Genomic DNA, 19,601 nt, shown 5'->3' on the forward strand with positions numbered 1-19,601 from the left:
CATCTGTGGACGGGTTCTTTTTCGTTTTTTAAAGGATTCCCACAAGCTTTTATCGAATGTAAAAAGTACGAAAACAACTGACAAAATATAGAAAGGTGGAGCTAAGATGGGACTCATTCCGGTCATCCAAAGTCAGCTCATGCCGCCTCCGGTGAAGGACAGCTTCATGCGGCGCGCGGCTCTTCATAAAAAACTGGCCTCCATTCCCCGATACCCCCTGACACTTCTTCATGCAAGGGCCGGTTACGGTAAAAGCACGGCTCTTACCCTTTTTGCCCATGACATTCATCAGGATTCCTGCTGGTACTCCATTTCCCCGAACGACGATGACATCATCCCATTTTTGACAAAGCTGGTGCACGCGATTAAGGCAAAGTTTCCTTCTTTTGGAAAGAAGGTACAGGCGGAATTGGAGGAGCTTCAGACTCAAATCAGTGATGAACAGCTGTGGTCACTGATTTCCATGTTTGGAAATGAAACGGTGGAGTTGAAGACTCCGATTGTCGTCATCCTGGACGATTATCATCATGTCCAGAAATCAATGGTGATTGAAAAATGGATGAAGCACTTCCTTGAATATATCCCGTCCAATCTGCATCTTGTCATCTCTAGCCGGCGAAAGCCTTCATGGGGAATCCTGACCTCCATGAAAGTAAAAGCAGAGCTTCTTGAAATATCCCAGGATGACCTTGTGCTGAGCATGGAAGAGATAAAACATCTGCTTGAGGATATTTATGAAATTTCGATTGATGCGCATGACCTTCAGCGGATCCACCAGCTGACAGAAGGATGGGCGATCGCTGTGCATATGCTTGTGAGCAATTTGCACAGCAGTGAATTAGCAGGCAGCTTCCTCGATAACCGTTCAGATACACTGCAGGATTTGTTTGATTTCCTGGCTTTGGAGGTTCTGTCCAAACAGCCTTTTGCCATTCAGGATTTCCTCTTAAGGACAAGCATCCTGGAGGAACTGGCACCTGACGTATGTGATGCTCTGTTGGAGAATGGTAAAGCAGAGTTGATCTTACAGAAACTGTCCGAACAAAATGTTTTCATCCAGGAAATTGACGGGTCAAGGTACCGGTACCACGCCCTTTTCAAAGAGTTTTTACAAAACCGGCTGAGGAGGGAGCGGGAAGCTGACTTTGCGGAGCTGAACCGAAATGCAGCCCGTTTTTTTGAAGGAAAGGATACTGAAAATGCATTGTATCACTATTTACAGGTGGGTGAGTATGAGTATGGTGCGAAGGTGATCAGCCTGCATGGCTTGGAGCTTCTGCAAAAAGGCAAGCTCCAGACCCTGCTGGATTATTTGAAGCCGATCCCTGAAAAGTTAAAGAGTGAGTATCCGTTTTTATGGTTTTATCAGGGGGAAATCAGCCGTCTCCGCTCTTCATATGAGTGGGCTGAAGCCTGTTATCAAAGGGCAGTCGACTCCGGGGAGCAAATGGGGGATGATTATTTGGCCAGTATTGCGCTGGAAGGAATAGCGAGGATCTATCTCGATACAATCCAGCCGGATAAAGCCGAACGTGTGCTTCAGAAGGCGATCACTTTAAGGGAAAACGTCAATGGGAGCAAGGAGGAAATGGCCAAGCTGTATCATCTTCTCTCGGAAAACCTGCTTAACTCGGGACAGGCGGTGAAAGCGGAAAAATGGTATAAGCGGGCCGAATCTCTGAATCTCCCATTGGAAGAAGGAAATTTGAAAGCACGAATTTATCTGCGGACAGGAAGACTCGATAAAGCGAGGGACCTTCTTTTAAAAAAGAAAAGCAGAAATGCGGATTTCGAGGGGAGCCACCTCTCGCAGTCCCACCGGGAGACGGACATCCTGTTGTCTATAATCGAAGCCTTCAGGGGAAGCCCGGAGGATAGCAAGAAATTCGCTGAGCAGGGAATGAAGCTCGGCATGGATATCCAATCCCCTTTTGTGGAAGCATGCGGCTGGATGAGAATGGGGCACGCTGTTCAGCTGATTGAACGCTATGAATCTTTTTTGGCGGAAAAATGCTATAAGACATCCCTTGATATAATGGATCATATCGATGTCCCGCGGGGGAAGGCTGAGCCATATATGGGATTGTGCATCCTCCTCGGAAAGCAGGGGCAATATGAAAAGGCGATAGAAGCGGGTCAGAAAGGGTTATACGAGACAGAAAAAGTGAAAGATGTCTGGCTTTCCACACTGATCCAGCTCTGTATGGGGATTGCAGCGGTTTATTGTGAAAAATATGAATCTGCTTATGAGGTGCTGGTGGAAGCCAGGAATCAGTTTGAAGGCTGCGGCGACAGGTATGGAATGATGCTGGCTTCATTTTGGAAAGCGTTCATTTATTATGAAACCGGGCGGGAGGATTCTTTCAACAATGAGATGCGGCAGTTCCTGAATGAATTGCAGGTAGGGGAGTATCACTATTTTTTGACAAGGAGGACCACTTTCGGCCCGGCGGACATCCAAAATTTTGTCCCATTGCTTGTGAAGGCGCAGAAGAACAATATTCACAGCCCGTTTATTTCTGAAATGGGCCTGGGTGTTATGGATAACCATCCTGGATATACGTTGAAGATACAGACGCTGGGGAAGTTCAGGCTTCAGCTGGGAAACCGGTTTGTCAGTGAAAGCGGCTGGCAGCGGGGAAAGGCGAAAGAGCTTTTTGAGTTTTTTATGACGAATAAGAATAAATTGGTGGACAGGGAAGAGATTTTCCGCGAAATCTGGCCGGACCAGGATGAGGACTCGGCAAACCGCAGTTTCAAAGTTTCATTGAATTCCCTTTTGAAGACGATCGAACCGCATCGGAAAGCAAGGGAGGAATCTTACTTCATCAGACGGAATGGTTCCTTTTATGGAGTTAATCCCGATGCGGTCTATCAGTTGGATACGGTTTTGTTCGAAGAATGGGTAACGGAAGGGCTGGGCGAGAAGGACCCGTATCAGGCGAAAGAGCTCCTGGAAAGGGGATTGAAGCTCTATGAAGGGGATTATCTTCCCGACCATCGTTTTGCCGACTGGTGCCTGACGGAAAGGGAGAGGCTGCAGGTCATTTTCCTGCGAGGGGCTGAAATGCTGGCGCAGGTCTCGGTCAGGCTCTCGGATTTTGAAACCTGCATCCATTGGTGTGAACGGATCCTTATGGAGGAGGATACATGGGAAGAGGCATACAGGCTGCTGATGTACTGCTATTATCAGAAGAATAACCGGCCTCAGGCGATCAAGTGGTACAACAAGTGCAAGAAAGTCTTGAGTGCCGAGCTTGGGGTGGAGCCGATGGAACCGACGAAGGCAATGTACAAAATGATAACCGAAGCTGCTGAACTGGACATGTGGTAGCAGGTGCTGTGTGCTGCTTTAACACATTAACGCGCTGGGGGACAGTCCCCCAGCGCGTTAATGCGTTAAAGTCCATAAGTGATCTCCTTCAAAATTCTTATTGCTCTTTTGGGGAAGCTGGGTAACAATAGACGGATGAAGAGTACAAGTTTTAGAGATTAACCCACAGGGGAATAGTAGACACAAATATAAAGGCTGTTTTCACATACATTGTTGCTTTCGGAAAAATCCCAGGTGCCGGGCAGGATATTTCGCCTCTATACAAAGATTTTAATCTCAAAAAGGAACGAGCAGCTCTTTTCTTTCCTGCTCACCGGGTTTTTACGGTGATTTACCAGCACATTATTGGATATTTATATTGAAAAGCAACAAAGTTTACGAAAAGAGCCAATTTAAAAGACTTAAAGGAGTTTTATATGGAGAACTGGCTGACTGAGATTATAAACAACTTTGGTTACGGCGGTATTTTCGTTTTGATTGCACTGGAAAATATTTTTCCGCCGATCCCTTCTGAAGTGATTTTGACGTTTGGCGGTTTCATAACCACGACATCGAAGTTGACGATCATGGGGGTAGTCATAGCTTCAACCCTTGGGTCTGTGATTGGAGCGATGGTGTTATATGGACTGGGCTTGCAGCTCGACGTAGACCGGATGGAGAAAGTCGTGGACAAATGGGGGCATATCCTCCGTTTAACCAAGGATGACATCCATAAAGCCGATGCCTGGTTTGATAAATATGGATATTGGTCTGTCTTTTTCTGCCGCTTCGTGCCGCTGATCAGAAGCTTGATTTCCATTCCTGCGGGTATGTCCAATATGAAATTCGTTCCGTTTCTTGGTTTTACCACAATGGGAACGCTGATTTGGAATACGGTGCTGGTTTATGTGGGAGCGCAGGTGGGTGAATCATGGGAAGATATTGTAGGTTATATGGATATCTACTCAAATATCGCTTACGCGGTTATTGCACTGCTTGTGATGGTGTTTCTGGTCTATTTCTATAGAAGGAAAAGGAAAACATAAGCGTTTGCTTTAGCGCTTTAAAGCACCCGGGGACAGTCCCTCATCGCTTTAAAGGGGTAAAGTGTATCGAACCAAAAAGCAGTGCTGCTCAAGCTTGAGCAGCACTGCTTTTTGGTATGGAAAGAGAGCTCTTGTTTCACGTCCAGTCGAATATATTCATTATGCCTCTCAGCAGATACCAGAGCATGCGGAATGGCAAGACAATCAGTTCCGGCACCCAGATCAGGATGTCGCCCACCATATCCCCAAATGTATAGGAGCCTTCTGCTTTTTTCCTATTGCTGCGTTCCCTTCTTCTTTTGACAAACATTGTCTTCTCCCCAAGCTTGATATAATTTTTCACATATCTTCTTACCTTTATTCTACCTGAAAATGGGATTTTCTTCTACTTTTGTGGTGACTGGCACGGTCCGGTTTTTGTTCAGGTTATTTCCATAACCAAAAAATTCATCTTGGCCCGTCAGGAAGAATCGAGCCGCCATCCTTGAAAGCAAGACAATCTTAAGTACCCTGCAGTATTGGCGACTGAAAATTTCACCTATTTTCGGCTGATTTAATTGACAATTTTTCCAATTTGAAATATTATCTATTTTAAACCCGACATATTAGGTTGGAATAGTGGAGATTAGATGAGCGAAGGAGAGAGATGCAATGAAGTATGGTTTTTGGTTACCCATTTTTGGAGGCTGGCTGAGAAATGTGGACGATGAAAACATGCCGGCTACTTATGAATATGCCGAAAAGGTTGCAGTATCAGCGGAGAAATGGGGTTATTCCACGACGCTGATTGCAGAACTTTATTTAAATGATATAAAAGGCCAGGCGGAGGATTCCCTGGAAGCTTGGACTACGGCAGCTGCACTTGCTGCTGTGACAGATAAACTGGAAATCATGACTGCGATCCGCCCTGGTTTCCATAATCCTGCGATTACGGCCAAAATGGCGGCCAACATCGATCAACTGAGCAAAGGACGCTTCACCTTGAATGTCGTATCCGCCTGGTGGGCGGAAGAAGCCCGTCAATACGGCGGTGTTTTTACGGAACACGACGAGCGATATGACCGCACAAGAGAATTTATCGATGTGATAAAAGGACTGTGGTCAGAGGATTCTTTCTCTTATGATGGGAAGTTTTATCAGCTGAAAGAGACGAAATTATTCCCAAAACCCGTTCAAAGACCGAATCCGATTCTATATGCCGGCGGCGAAAGCGAAAAAGGGAAATCCACAATCGTTGAAAAATGCGATGCGTACGTCATGCATGGTGGAACGGCCGAAGAAATCCAGGCCAAAGTGGCAGAAATGAAAGCAAGAAGAGAGAGGACGGGAAATCCTGAGCTGGGATCCTTCGGCATGGCGGCCTATGTCATCTGCCGTGAGACGGAAGAGGAAGCGATGGAAGAACTGGCAAGGATCACGGATGTAAAGGAATCCGATGCGTATTCAGGGTTCAAGGATTTCACAAGCAAATCACAGCTTGAACAACAGATTCAGCTCCAGGATTACTCGGTATCCAACAGGGGCCTTCGCCCTAATCTTGTAGGTACACCTGAACAAATCGCCAAAAGAATCCTGGAATATGAGAATGCGGGATTGGACTTGCTGCTTCTTCAATTCTCTCCGCAGCTTGAAGAAATGGAACGCTTCTCAAAACAGGTGATGCCATTGGTGGAAGAAAAAAGAAAATCAGCTGAGGGAGTGCATACCGTTGAGTAAAATATATGTCATACACGAAAATAGCGAGTGGACTGTCCATTTGACGAAAAGGTTTGAGGAACTTGGCCTTCCTTACGAAGAGTGGCATTTAAGTGAAGGTACCCTGGATCTTTCCAAAGAACCGCCGGCAGGCATCTTTTACAGCAGGATGAGTGCTTCTTCACATACGAGGGGCCATCGGTTTGCGGCTGAATACACGGGCCAGGTCCTGGCATGGCTTGAAGCGCATGGACGGAAAGTGGTGAATGGGAGCCGCGCGCTGAAACTTGAAGTCAGCAAGGTGAAGCAATATCTTGAGCTGGATAAGCATGGGGTACCGGCGCCGAAAACAACAGCGGCGGTAGGAAGAACGCAGATTGTGAAGGCAGCAGAAGCATTTGAAGGAAAGCCGTTCATTACAAAGCATAACCGCGCAGGTAAAGGACTGGGGGTGCAGTTATTCCAAAATATTGAGAGTTTGAAAGCGTATGTTGAAGGCCCGGAATTTGAAGAGCCGGTTGATGGTGTGACATTGATTCAGGAATATATCCAGGCGCCTGAGAGCTTCATCACCCGGTGTGAGTTTGTCGGCGGGAAATTCATTTATGCGGTCAGGGTGGATACGTCTGAAGGGTTCGAGCTTTGCCCTGCAGACGCCTGCTCGATAGCTGACAACTTCTGCCCTGCAGGCGGGGAACAGGCTGAAGGGGAACCGAAATTTCAGATCCTGGAGGGCTTTGATGATCCCATCCTGGAAAAATACGAGAAGGTTCTGGGTGCAAACGGCATCCAGGTGGCTGGAATAGAGTTCATTTATGACCGGGAAGGCAGCATCTACACCTATGACATTAATACAAATACAAACTACAATTCCGATGCGGAAGCAAAGGCCGACAAATATGGAATGCTTGAACTAGCGGTGTTCCTGGCTCAGGAATTGCAGAAGGTGAATGACAAACAACGCGTTACCATATGAAAAACGGTCCGCCCTGAATTCTCGGGGAGGACCGTTTTTGGGTTGAATACTAATCTTCTTCCAAAACTGGCTTTAACCATCAATAAGGATGCCGGCATTGAGTTCCGCCGGTAGACAGGGCTGTTCTTAGTTTCAAATTCGCAGTTTTCAAATCAAGAATGAAGGTTAGCGGCTAATTAATATAAAGATTCATAGATTCTCGTTTCTATCAATCCGACTCTAGTATTTAGGAAACCGTTTTCTTTATTTTTTAAAAAAAGTGTTGATATTCTGAAAATTAGTGTATATAATCCTAGTAGAAAACGTTTTCAAAGTGGTTGGGCTTAATTTTTTTTACCTTTCAAGGAAACCGGTTTCCTAAAACTGATTTCTCTTGGAAGGACGGACGTGAAATTGACAAACAGGGGGAAATGTTAAATGAAAAGCATGAAGAAATGGATGGCGGTCGGCCTGTCTTCAGTACTTGCACTCTCACTTGCAGCCTGCAGCGGGAATGACGAAGCTTCATCTGAGGGGAAAAGCGGAGACAAAGTCACATTGGACTTTTGGGCTTTTGGTGCAACGAATTATGAAGAATTGGCAAAGGAGTATGAAAAAGAAAATCCGAATGTGAAAATTAAGTTCAGGACAGCAGAGACAGCAGAGCACCATGATGCATTGTTTACAGCTTTATCAGCAGGAAGCGGCGCACCTGATATCGCAGCTCTTGAAGTTGACCAGCTGGATCGCTTTAAAGAAGCTCAGGACCGTTTTGAGAATTTATATGACCTCGGGGCTAAGGAAGTTCAAGATCAATACCTGGATTGGAAATGGAATGCAGGAGCGAACCAGGAGGGTGATTTCTTGTTTGGGTTACCGACGGATATCGGACCGAAAGCACTTTACTACAGGGCAGACTTATTTGAAGAAGCAGGGCTTCCTGTCGAACCGGAAGAAGTATCTGCACTGATTGATTCGCCGGAAGCTTTCAAGGAAGCAGGGGTGAAGGTAAAAGAGGCAACAGGAAAACCATTTGTAGACAGTATGGAGATGGCTTACCGTGCCTATCTTGATGCATCAGTGGAAACGTATTTGAATCCTGAAGGTGAATTGTTATTAGGGAAAGATGGAAATGCCGTTAAGAAGGCATATGATTATGCTGTTGAACTTGATAAAGCAGGCATTGTCGGCAAATTCGATATGTGGACACCTGAATGGGCCAATGCAGTCAATACTGGTGAATTTGCTGCTGAACTTGGTGCCGGCTGGTTAAAAGGCTGGATGGAAGGCAACGCACCGGATGCGTCAGGGAAATGGAGAGTGGCTACATTGCCGACTGATTTTGCAGCGAACTGGGGCGGTTCTTATATCTCCATCCCAAGTGAAACCGATCATCCTCAAGAGGCTTACGACTTTGTTGAATGGCTGGTTTCTCCTGATAATCAATTGAAATCATTCCAAAGCAAAGGCTTATTCCCATCTGCAGAATCTGTATATGATATGGATGAATTTAAATCAAATGAAGATAAGTTTTTTGGAGGCCAGGTAACTGCCTCGGTGTTTGCTGAAGCAGCCCAGGATATTGATGGCGCCGTTTATAAAGGTGTTAAATACTTCCCGATACATCAGGAAGTGTTGAATGCACTCCGAAATGTTCAGGAAGGTGCCGATCCGGAAGCTGAATGGAAAGCGGCAATCAAAAGGGCAGAAGATCTAATCAGCCGCTGATAGTGATTTACTATGGGATATGGTCCATTTCCGGGACCATATCCTACTTCATAAGCGGAAGTGGGGGGAATATGAGCATTCTAAATAGCAAGGGGCAGACGGTCAAAAGTAAAAGGTTTCTGTCTGAAGAAAAGAAGGATATGATATCCGGCTACTTATACGTTGCTCCATTTTTTATCATCTTTGGCATTATCGGGCTGTATCCAGCTGTTTTCAGTATCTATCTGGCATTCCAGAAGTGGAATGGACTGAGCCCAATGACTTTTGCAGGTTTGGATAATTTTAAAGTCGTACTTGAAGATCCGCTTTTTTGGAAGTCTGTCTATAATACGATCATTATGGGGCTGATGGGTACCGCTCCGCAGCTTATCGTGGGAATCATCCTGGCATTTCTATTGAATCTGACGTTTCTCCGTTTCAGGAACTTTTTCAGGGTGACTATCTTTATGCCTTATATTACTTCAATGGTGGCTGTTGCCTTGATATTCAGTGTATTGTTCAGTAATCATGAGTCTTCGCTGGCAAACTATGTTCTGGGATTATTTGGTTTTGACCCGGTGAACTGGGCAACTTCTGAATGGGGGACGAAAATAGCCATTTCCATCATGGTTTTCTGGAGATGGGTCGGGTATAACACAATTATATACCTGGCTGGTATTCAAAGTATTTCGAATGATCTATATGAAGCAGCAACCATTGATGGTGCCAATAAGTTTCAGCAGCTTTTATATATTACAATGCCTCTGCTGAAGCCATTCATTATCTTGACTGTCTTCTTCTCCACAGTCGGTGCGCTGCAATTATTCTCGGAACCTACTGTTTTTCTTGGGACGGGAGCCTTTACAAGGGATGAGGCAATGACAGTGGTCATGTATCTATACCGTGATGCCTTCAAACTACAATCGTTTGGAACAGCATCTGCTACTGCCGTTATCTTGTTATTCATCATCATTATCTTTTCGGCCATCAATACAATGTTTACATCTGGGCTTGGCAGGAAAAGGAGGAGAGTCTGAAGATGGAAAAAATAAAAAAACATAAGAAGCTGTCTTTAAGCAGGTTTTTCATTTACTTGTTTTTATCTTTAGCCTCTCTATTATCCTTATTTCCTTTCTATTGGATGTTCGTCATGGCAACTTCCCCAAGTTCGGCATATAATTCAATTCCGCCGACCATCGTACCTGGAAGTTTAATGGTTTCCAATTTTCAAAAGGTATTGGGGCAGATCGACTTCTTTCAAGCATTATGGAACTCCTTTCTGCTATGTACAATCGTGACATTAGTCGTATTGGCCATAAGCTCACTTGCTGGATTTGCTTTTGCCAAGTTTAAATTTCCAGGAAAAAACATACTGTTCTATGCGATTCTACTCACTATGATCATCCCTCCGCAATTGGGATTGATCCCTCAATACTTCCTCGTGTCCAAAGCCGGGCTGCTCGACACATTGGGAGGCGTCATGATCGTGTTTTTCTTGAATCCGTTGGGAATCTTTTTGATGAGGCAGTATGTCAGTGAGTCTGTTCCGGACGAACTGATCGAAGCGGCGAAGCTGGATGGCTGTTCTAACTTCCGGATATACCGGAGCATCGTGCTTCCGATCATTCTGCCGGCATTTGCAACACTGGGCATCATTGTTTTCACGGCTGTATGGGGGGAGTTCTTATGGCAGTTCACAGTATTGCGCGATCCGGAAACCTATACGATTCAAGTGGCCCTGGCGAATCTAAGCAATACGTTCAACATCGACTTCGGGATGATTTTATCCGGTGTATTCTGGGCGACGGTTCCATTGCTGGTGATATTCCTGATGTTTAACAGGCTTTTCATCTCCAGTATTACCGAGGGGTCTGTTAAATAAGGACCATTGCTGACAGGATTTTCACTTTGTTGATACATTGACTATTTATTAGTAATCTAAAAATAGTGAAATCTACTAAACCAGCAATCGAGGGATAGACATGAACTTGACGATTAAAGATATAGCACAAATGGCGGGCGTTTCCCCTGGAACTGTCTCGAAAATTATAAATAACACCGGCAGCATCAGTGAAGCTACAAAGAAGAAGGTGCTTGATATCATTTCCCAGACGGGATATCAGCCAAACTTTTCAGCAAAATCGCTGGCTACCAAGAAATCGAATTTGATTGGATTAATCTATGCCGGAAAAGTGAACGTGGAATTTACTCACCCTTTTTTCATCGAGGTGGTTACGGCTTTCAAAAGGAATATAGGGATGCTTGGTTATGACATCCTCATGTTCTCAAATGAACATTTTTATCAGGACAATGGCAGCTACTTAGCAAGGTGCAGACACTTTCATGTTGATGGCTGCTTAATTATTACCGGAGAACAGATAGAGGATGCGATCTATGAACTTGTCGAAAGTGATATCCCCTGTATAGGGATAGACCTTGAATTAAATGGTCCTAAATCCAGCTATGTTATGACCGACAATATCAATTTATCCAATAAAGTCGTCCAGCATCTCTACTTGAATTCCTTCAGGGACATCGGCTTCATCGGAGGCAATCCCGAATCAGCCATTACGAAGCTGAGGGAGGAAGGTTTCAGGACAGCCATGAACCAATTCGGTCTTGAAGTTAGAAAGGACTGGGTGAAATATGGCGATTTCCATGAGGATAGCGGTTATGCAGCGATGAAGGCTATGCTGCAGGCTGCCCAGCTTCCGCGAGCAGTCTTTGCAGCATCCGATATGATGGCCATGGGTGCCATGAGGGCAATAAAGGAAGAGGGGCTGAACATCCCCGAGGATATCTGTTTAGTCGGTTGTGACGACATTGATGCCTGCCGCTACAGCGATCCTCAGCTTTCGACTGTCAGGCAGGATAAAGACAAATTAGGAAAACTTGCAGCCCACATGCTTAATGACCTGATCAGCACTAATCAAGAAATGAAGCCGGTTTTCATCGATTCAAAGCTGGTCATCAGGGAATCTTGCGGAGGGAAAACACTATAAAATTTATAACCCGAACAATTAATCGGCACGGTATATGGGAGGTTTAAATGGCTATTATCGAATTTCCACAGGATATGAAATGGGGTGCTGCAACAGCAGCATATCAAATTGAAGGTGCAGCTTTTGAAGGCGGAAGAGGCCCGTCGATATGGGATACTTTTTCCCATACCCCTGGTAAAGTTAAAAATGGAGACAATGGTGATGTGGCATGCGACAGTTATCATCGTTTTGAAGAGGATATTCAATTAATGAAAGAACTTGGCATTGAAATGTATCGTTTCTCTGTCTCATGGCCGCGGATCTTTCCTGAAGGGACAGGTGCAGTGAATCCTGAAGGTGTTCAATATTATCACCAATTTGTGGATGCTTTATTGGCAAATGGAATTGAGCCGATGTGCACCCTTTACCATTGGGATCTGCCGCAGTCCCTTCAGGATCAAGGCGGATGGGAGAAAAGAGAAACAGTTGAAGCATTTGCCGAGTATGCCGCATTCATGTTTAAAGAATTCGGCGGGAAAATCAAGAAATGGATTACAATCAATGAACCTTGGTGTGTATCATTCCTATCTAATTTCATTGGGGTCCATGCACCTGGATACCAAGACCTCCAATTAGCAACAACCATTTCACACCATCTTCTTCTCGCTCACGGCAAAGCAGTTAGGCGTTTCAGGGAGTCGGGGATCGAAGGCGGGATTGGTTATGCGCCTAACACAGAATGGAATGAACCTTTCAGCAGCAAGCAGGAAGATGTTGATGCGTGCAGGAGAGCTACAGGATGGTTCATTGAGTGGTTCTTCGATCCAGTATTCAAAGGCAGTTATCCAGAGTTCATGACGGATTGGCTGAAGCAAAAAGGAGTTACTCTGGCTATTGAAGACGGAGACATGGAAATCATCAGCCAGGAAATTGATTTTCTTGGAATAAATTACTACACAGGCAGTGTGGCAAGGTACAAGGAAAACCACGACCTTTTTGACGTGGAGAAGGTGGATATTGGATACGAAAAAACCGATATTGACTGGAACATCTATCCGGAAGGTTTTTATAAGGTGCTCTGCAAAATCACCGATCAATATGGACGTGTCCCCATCTATATCACTGAAAATGGCGCCTGTTATAATGATGAAGTTGAAAACGGCCGTGTCACGGATGACAGAAGGATTCAATACTTGAAGGGGCATTTGGCCGCGTTGAAACGCAGTATGGATTCAGGCGTGAATATCAAAGGCTACTTAACCTGGTCGCTAATGGATAATTTCGAATGGGCAGAGGGCTATGACAAGCGCTTTGGCTTGATACATGTCGATTTCAATACATTGGTGAGAACGAAGAAGGACAGTTACTATTGGTATAAAAAAATCATAGAAAATGGCTGGTTTGAAATTGGCTGAAATAGAGGAGGCTGTTCCTGATTCCAAGGGAATGGCCTCTTTCATTGTAACTGCTTATTCAATAGCAGGTCCCGCTCGTGGATCGCGAAGCAGAAGACCATTAGAGAAATTCTTCTGACTAAGATGCTTCATGGACGAAAACGACCAGCGCAGAAATCTATATCCATTCCGCAACTCACTTGCTGTGCTTTAACGAATTAACGCGATGAGGGACAGTCCCCGGGTGCTTTAAAGCGTTAAAGTGCCCGGTCATCCTGTCAATGGTTTCAAATTAACAGAATCGAGCAGTTCATTTACATCAATAAGACCAAAGATTTTCTTTTCAAAGCAAAACCGGATGACCAGATCGAATGGATCACTGAAAGACAGAGAATAACCGGCAGTATTCAATAGTTCCTCTGCTTCATCCAGATCGAGCTGCAGTGCCAGGGACAAAGCGATGGCCGGGTTCCTTCCTATCCGGTAATCAGGGTTGGATCTTATTTTGGAAAAATGCTGCCGGTCCATTCCGGCCCTTTTGTAAACCTCGGGATCTTTCAGTCCTTTTTCATCAATATGGCTGAACAGCTCCTGCCTGAACGAAGGCTGCTCGTTTTCTATAATGAATTCCTCTAGGCTGCTGTACTTCGGGAAATCCGCTTCCAACTGCTCGCTGTCTAAACGATAGGACGATTCACAGACATCAGGAAGAGTTAACTCTTCCTGATGAAGATCAATATACTCTTTTAATTCATGTAACAGTGTCTGATCAACCATGGCTTCAGCCTCCTAAAATGTCGCTCATCAAGCGACCAGAAAATGGATGTCGTCAGGTATGATTATATCATCAACTTGATGAAGGAGATGGGAAAATATGAATAAGAATCTGACAGAAGTGGTGTTCCTCCTTGACCGAAGCGGTTCTATGGCGGGACTTGAAGAGGATACGATCGGCGGCTTTAACGGATTTGTCAAAAGGCAGTCTGAGCTGGAAGGGAAAACGCTTGTCACTACCGTCCTGTTTGACGACCGTTACGAGCTGTTGTGGCAGGGAGCAGAGGCTGAGGAAGTAAATTTGACGGAAGAGGAGTATTACGTAAGAGGCTGCACCGCATTGCTGGATGCTGTGGGGAAAACGATTGTGGAAGTTGGACAGAGGCTGGCCCGGACTCCTGAGGACAGCCGTCCTGGCAGTGTGATTTTTGCGATTACAACAGATGGTATGGAAAATGCAAGCCGCGAATTCACTTATGAGAAAATCAAAAAAATGATTCAGCATCAGCGTGAGAAATATAACTGGGAGTTCATCTTCATGGGCGCCAATATTGATGCAGCAGATGAAGCGGACCACTTGGGCATCAGTGCCGAAAATGCCTATGACTTTGAAGCCACCGAAACAGGCGTCGAAAAGATGTACGCAAAAATGAATGAAGCCGTCTCTGAAATCAGAGGGAAATACTGAAATACTTTAGCGCTTTAAAGCAGCCGGGGACTGTCCCCGGCTGCTTTAAAGCGCTAAAGACCTTGTTTACGCCAACCAAGAAAGATAGACTATTTATCAAGGGCAGCTAATTGTTTTTCATTATTTGTCGATATTATATAGTAAGGTCACCTAATCACAAACTTTAACGCGGGAGCATGAATATATTGGACTTTAGAACGAACACCTCATTTATGAACACAGTCTTCATTGTGATTTTCATACAAATACTCCAGTTGATACTTGGGCTGTATTTCCCGATTGATAATCTTGCGAACCTGATTATGCAAATTGCCTTGACGCTCATCACCCTTGCGCTGGTCTATTTTATGCTGAAGGGTGTGTTCCGGACTACCAGCGAACTGAAGGAGAGCAATGCGAAATTAAATAATATCTTCGAGTCCTTGGATGTTGCAATATGGACACATGATCTGAAGACGGATAAGCTCTTTATCACTCCGGGAATCGAAAAACTGTATGGAAGGACGCTGGAGGAATTTTATAAAGATCCTCTTCTGTGGAAAAAAGTGATCCATCCAGATGATCAGCAGATACAAACCGACAGGCGAAGGCTTATCCAAGCCGGTACACCATGCACAAGCACCTACCGGATCATCAAACCGGATGGAAACGTCCGCTGGATTCAGGACAGGGGGATCCCGACCCTTGATGAAAAAGGGAAGATCGTGCATTTTTCAAGTGTGTTGTTTGACATCACCGATCGGAAGGAAAGTGAAGATCAGTATCGCAGCCTTGTGGAACTGTCGCCGGATATCATTGCTGTCACAAGGGATGGCAAATTTATATATATTAACGACACGGGCAGCAGGGTGCTTGGCGCTGAAAGCTCTGAGGAATTGCTGAAAAGTGATGTTTCAAAAATCGTCAATGAAAAAGATGTAAGGATGATCAGGGAATCCATCCATCGATTCAGCGAGCATGATCGGCCTGATAACTTGATGTTCGAAGTGAAAGCAGCATGTTTTGATGGAAAAGTGATAGATGTCGAGGTTTCTGCCATGCCGATCCTTTATGGTGGAAAGCCGGCATTCCAACTGGTGGGCCGTGACATTACCGAGCGGAAGAAATCTGAAGAAACCATCAGGGAAATGGCCTATTTCGATACGCTGACAGGCCTTCCGAACCGTAATATGTTCAAACAGCGGCTTCATAAAAAACTGCAAAGTGCTGAGGCCCATTCCTTTGCCATCCTATTCCTGGACCTTGACCGTTTCAAGGTCATCAATGATACGAAAGGACACTCCACAGGCGATGAATTGCTTGTGGAAGTGTCTCAGCGGTTAAGGAGTGTTGTTACTGGAGAGGGAGAGGTTTTCAGGCAGGGTGGAGATGAATTTATCATTCTGTCAAAAAACATGGACAGAGAAGGGGTCTCTGACCTTTCCAGTCAGATCTTGCAAAGCTTTGTCAAGCCAATCGAATTATCCGGTCAGGAGTTTTTTGTGACACCAAGCATCGGGATCAGCATGTATCCCGGTGACGGCACGGATCAAGAAACGTTGATCAAGCATGCGGATACAGCTATGTATCTGGCGAAAGACCGGGGGAAAAATAATTTCCAATTCTATAATAAGGAATTGAACCGTAATTCCTCGAGAAAGATGGAGCTGGAAAATCAACTCCGAAAATCATTAAAACAAAATCAATTCCGCCTCCATTACCAACCGAAAGTGAATCTTGGAACCGGACATCTCTTAGGAGTGGAAGCATTGCTCCGTTGGGATCATCCAACTTTAGGAACGATATCGCCTGCAGAATTCATCCCTCTGGCAGAAGAAACAGGATTGATTGTGCCAATCGGAAAATGGGTCCTGAAGGAGGCTTGCCGGCAGAGCAAAGCATGGGAGCGGAATGGGGCAGGCTCCATCTCTGTTGCTGTAAATATCTCGGTCAGGCAGATCCAGGATGATGACTTCATAGATTATGTTGAAAGCGTATTGGAAGAAACCGGACTGGACCCTGATTTACTTGAGCTGGAAATCACCGAAAGCATCATGCAGGACTTTGACAGGACCTCCAATATATTGAACAAATTAAAAAAATTAGGGGTAACCATCAGCATTGATGACTTTTGGACAGGATATTCTTCCTTAAATAATTTGAGGTACCTTCCGATCGATCATATCAAAATCGATAAATCATTTGTCGATGACATCATCGACCATTCAAAGCATTCCAAAAAAGGTTCGATAGTGAAAACCATCATTGACCTGGGGATGAATATGAATTTCTCCATCATAGCTGAAGGTGTTGAAGAACAAGAGCAGGTCGATTTCCTGATCCAGAATTCGTGCAGCATCGGGCAAGGTTATTACTACAGCCGTCCTCTCCCGGCTGACCAATTGGAAGCCTATATTGTGGAAAACCGGAAAGGTCCTTCAGTGAATTAACGCATCACCGCAGCCGGGGACAGTCCCCTGATACGCTGCGGTATTAACGCTTTAAAGCGATAGGGGACTGTCCCCAAGGATATTAACGCATTAACGCATGAAAGACACCCTTCAGCTTAACAGGGTGTCTTTCTTCATTTTCACAGGTTTTCCATCAGGCGCTTCGCAATTCTCTCATAGTCATCCCGGTCAATCCCTGGAGCGAATTCCTCAGGCAAATCTTCCAGGTTCGGAATTGGCGCTCCTTTTGGCGCCCCTTCTTTCACAACCAACCTCTGACCGCTTTCGGGGTTCGTGCCTTTCCAGATCTGCCGGATATCTGCGTAATCCCCGACATCATTCCAAGTATAGAGAATGTTTCCTATTCCCTGGTCCTCGAATTTTCTGGCGTGGTCAAACTTACGGTTCGACAGGTTGGGGATCGGAACCATCTTTTTCACGTCCACCCCAGTCACAATCTCCAGTGCCTTGGCATATGCCAGGACATGAGTACCTCCGCGAACCAGTAAATATCCGATCATTTCCCGGGCGGTTTCATTTTCAGTCATCTCGTAGACTCTCATTTTGTGTGTACGGGCACCGACTTCAAGGAAGAAATTATGAAGGAGATCAAGGACCAGGTTCCCGCTTGTAAAAACATTGTCACCGGACCAGGGGCGTCCCATAGAATCGCCGGCTAAGGCCGTTTGTGCAGAGGCAATGAACTGATAGGTATTTCTGCTGTCCTTTCCTTCCCGCAGCGGCGTGACATCAGGATCTCCAGTGTAAAGTGTATTCCCGCGGGATAACAGGTTGATTGTGTTTGAAACAAGCTCAACGTGCCCAAACTCTTCAGCCGTGATACTTGCGACAAGATCATAGAAGGGTTTCAATTTGTCCTTCCTCCTGAAATTGAAGGACTGATACATGTAGTTATTAAGTGTTGACATTTCTCCGAATTTTCCGCCTAAAAGTTCTTGGACTGCAGCCGCTGCGTTCGGGTCACCGTGATCCGGGACAGGCAGGTCTATCAGCAATTTATTTTCACGTTTAAACATACTCCCACTCCTTATCCTTTTGGAATGACCCAGACAATCTGCTGAGTACGGATATAGAATGGCGAGCCGCCTGACTCCACCACAATATGATCAGGAAGGACATTCGCAAGTTTTCCTGAAACAGTTCCGCGTATCGTCTGCACAGCAACCATACTCCCTGTGATTCCTGATAATGTTTCGTAGACATAAGGGTCATAATTAGCCATAAAAGATACTTCCTGCTGCTGATTCATGATGTCATCGCTCCTTTATTAAACGTAAACAATAATATCTATGAAGGTCCTGATGCAGATAGACATAAAATGGATATTTGAACGACAAAGACAATCTAATTTCAACAAAACAATTCCCCTGACACTCCAAGTAAAGTAACATGAAAGCTGAAGGGGGACAGTCCCCGGTTACACTAAAGCATTAACGCATCACCGCAGCCGGGGACTGTCCCCATGTGCGGGGACGCGTTAAAGCACTAAAAGGGACAGTCCCTCTTAGTGCTTTAACGGAATAAAGGAGGTGAGGCAGTGAGGTATATTTATAACTATGCATGGGATAAGAATGAGCGGTCCCTGTGCAAGATGGAGATGCGGGCCCTTTTTGGGAAGGAATCGAACTCCAGCATTCTTGAGAGCCCTTTGAAGGTCGACCCGAGCCGCAGTCCTTTTATCAGGGAGAGGATCGAAGTCCTTTGCGAAGGAGAGACTCTCAATGGATTGGCCGGAAAGGTCAGAGAGCTGCCTGCTCCCGAGTCTGCTTTCAAGGTGATATACGTGAAAGACCCAATTTTTATAAAAGAGGATCGGACAGGCTTTGAAGAACGGCGAAAAGCGGAACGTGAAATCGGTATGAACATCAAAGGAAAAGCCGACCTCCACCATCCGAAAATTCTATATGGGATTAAAAACATGAATGGCCGCTGGATTTTCGGAAAGTATGTTAAAAACGAAGCCATTTGGTTGAAGCATCAGCAAAAGCCCAACAGCTATTCTACAGCTCTCAGCACCCGTGTTGCCAGGGCGGTCGTAAACATTGCAGCGCCGGATCCTGCCGAAAAAAAAGTGATCGATCCCTGCTGCGGAATCGGTACCGTGCTGGTCGAGGCTTTGTCAATGGGAATTGACATCGTTGGCAGTGACATCAATCCCCTCATCATCCCGGGTGCTAAAGAAAACATCAAGCATTTCAATCTGCAAGGACAAGCAGAAGTAAGAGATATCCGGTGTGTAAAGGGAAGCTACGATGCTGCAATCATTGACCTGCCTTACAACCTGTGCTCAGTGATTACCCCCAGCGAGCAGCTGGAAATGCTCCAAAGCGCGCGAAGGTTCACCAAGAGGCTGGTCATCGTGACAGTTGAAGATGTCGATTCCGTCATTGAGCAGGCGGGTTTCAGAATCAGTGACCGCTGCGTGGTGACCAAAGGCAATTTCAGACGCGAAGTCATTTTATGTGTGTGAAATCGGCATCCGCTTTTAGCGGGTGCTTTATTTAATGTCCTGTAAAATTACAGCTGAATGCTGAAAGATCATGAATCGCCGATAAAATGCATGAATCGCTGATAAAATCTGAAAATCGCCGATATATC

The 19,601-nt window shown here is 45.3% G+C and carries 16 protein-coding genes; 12 read left to right on the forward strand and 4 right to left on the reverse strand.

Annotated elements, in window-relative coordinates:
- Positions 1-106: 106 nt before the first annotated feature.
- Entirely contained in the window at positions 107-3,334 is a 3,228-nt protein-coding gene (locus D3H55_RS22570) for a winged helix-turn-helix domain-containing protein (protein WP_119549576.1), read from the forward strand.
- A gap of 416 nt (positions 3,335-3,750) precedes the next feature.
- Positions 3,751-4,359, forward strand: a complete 609-nt coding sequence (locus D3H55_RS22575; RefSeq protein WP_119549577.1) for a DedA family protein — start codon at positions 3,751-3,753, stop codon at positions 4,357-4,359.
- Between the two features lie 136 nt (positions 4,360-4,495).
- On the opposite strand, the gene D3H55_RS24650 is transcribed toward D3H55_RS22575, so the two are convergent.
- Positions 4,496-4,669, reverse strand: a complete 174-nt coding sequence (locus D3H55_RS24650) for a hypothetical protein (protein WP_168413227.1) — start codon at positions 4,667-4,669, stop codon at positions 4,496-4,498.
- Positions 4,670-5,010: 341 nt separating this feature from the next.
- On the opposite strand from D3H55_RS24650, the gene D3H55_RS22585 reads away from it, so the two are divergent.
- The 7 genes from D3H55_RS22585 (at position 5,011) to D3H55_RS22615 (ending at position 13,112) form a co-directional block, all read left to right on the forward strand.
- On the forward strand, positions 5,011-6,075 hold the full coding sequence (locus tag D3H55_RS22585; RefSeq protein ID WP_119549579.1) for an LLM class flavin-dependent oxidoreductase: 1,065 nt from the start codon (positions 5,011-5,013) through the stop codon (positions 6,073-6,075).
- On the forward strand, positions 6,068-7,030 hold the full coding sequence (locus D3H55_RS22590) for an ATP-grasp domain-containing protein (protein WP_119549580.1): 963 nt from the start codon (positions 6,068-6,070) through the stop codon (positions 7,028-7,030). Before D3H55_RS22585 ends, D3H55_RS22590 begins: the two co-directional genes overlap by 8 nt.
- A gap of 417 nt (positions 7,031-7,447) precedes the next feature.
- Positions 7,448-8,737, forward strand: coding sequence for an ABC transporter substrate-binding protein (locus tag D3H55_RS22595; RefSeq protein ID WP_119549581.1), 1,290 nt, complete (start codon positions 7,448-7,450; stop codon positions 8,735-8,737).
- A gap of 71 nt (positions 8,738-8,808) precedes the next feature.
- Complete coding sequence (locus tag D3H55_RS22600; RefSeq protein WP_119549590.1) at positions 8,809-9,753, forward strand: carbohydrate ABC transporter permease; 945 nt, start codon at positions 8,809-8,811, stop codon at positions 9,751-9,753.
- 2 nt (positions 9,754-9,755) lie between these two features.
- Positions 9,756-10,598 (forward strand): carbohydrate ABC transporter permease, encoded by an 843-nt coding sequence (locus D3H55_RS22605; protein ID WP_119549582.1) that lies wholly within the window; start codon positions 9,756-9,758, stop codon positions 10,596-10,598.
- 100 nt (positions 10,599-10,698) lie between these two features.
- Positions 10,699-11,718, forward strand: coding sequence for a LacI family DNA-binding transcriptional regulator (locus tag D3H55_RS22610; protein ID WP_119549583.1), 1,020 nt, complete (start codon positions 10,699-10,701; stop codon positions 11,716-11,718).
- Between the two features lie 47 nt (positions 11,719-11,765).
- Positions 11,766-13,112, forward strand: coding sequence for a GH1 family beta-glucosidase (locus D3H55_RS22615; protein WP_119549584.1), 1,347 nt, complete (start codon positions 11,766-11,768; stop codon positions 13,110-13,112).
- Positions 13,113-13,361: 249 nt separating this feature from the next.
- Here the strand turns inward: D3H55_RS22615 and D3H55_RS22620 are convergent, their stop codons facing one another.
- On the reverse strand, positions 13,362-13,868 hold the full coding sequence (locus D3H55_RS22620; protein ID WP_119549585.1) for a hypothetical protein: 507 nt from the start codon (positions 13,866-13,868) through the stop codon (positions 13,362-13,364).
- Positions 13,869-13,965: 97 nt separating this feature from the next.
- Between D3H55_RS22620 and D3H55_RS22625 the strand changes: the two genes are divergently transcribed.
- Both D3H55_RS22625 and D3H55_RS22630 read left to right on the forward strand, forming a co-directional pair.
- Positions 13,966-14,553, forward strand: coding sequence for a vWA domain-containing protein (locus tag D3H55_RS22625; protein ID WP_119549586.1), 588 nt, complete (start codon positions 13,966-13,968; stop codon positions 14,551-14,553).
- 212 nt (positions 14,554-14,765) lie between these two features.
- Positions 14,766-16,982, forward strand: a complete 2,217-nt coding sequence (locus D3H55_RS22630; RefSeq protein WP_119549591.1) for a GGDEF and EAL domain-containing protein — start codon at positions 14,766-14,768, stop codon at positions 16,980-16,982.
- A 140-nt stretch (positions 16,983-17,122) separates the two neighbouring features.
- Here the strand turns inward: D3H55_RS22630 and D3H55_RS22635 are convergent, their stop codons facing one another.
- Positions 17,123-18,019, reverse strand: a complete 897-nt coding sequence (locus D3H55_RS22635) for a manganese catalase family protein (RefSeq protein ID WP_119549587.1) — start codon at positions 18,017-18,019, stop codon at positions 17,123-17,125.
- An 11-nt stretch (positions 18,020-18,030) separates the two neighbouring features.
- On the reverse strand, positions 18,031-18,252 hold the full coding sequence (locus D3H55_RS22640) for a YuzF family protein (RefSeq protein ID WP_119549588.1): 222 nt from the start codon (positions 18,250-18,252) through the stop codon (positions 18,031-18,033).
- Between the two features lie 288 nt (positions 18,253-18,540).
- On the opposite strand from D3H55_RS22640, the gene D3H55_RS22645 reads away from it, so the two are divergent.
- Positions 18,541-19,473, forward strand: a complete 933-nt coding sequence (locus D3H55_RS22645) for a TRM11 family SAM-dependent methyltransferase (RefSeq protein ID WP_119549589.1) — start codon at positions 18,541-18,543, stop codon at positions 19,471-19,473.
- The last annotated feature ends 128 nt before the right edge of the window (positions 19,474-19,601 follow it).

The sequence above is a fragment of the Bacillus salacetis genome (genome assembly GCF_003581585.1).
In the GTDB taxonomy this organism is placed as follows: domain Bacteria; phylum Bacillota; class Bacilli; order Bacillales; family Bacillaceae_B; genus Rossellomorea; species Rossellomorea salacetis.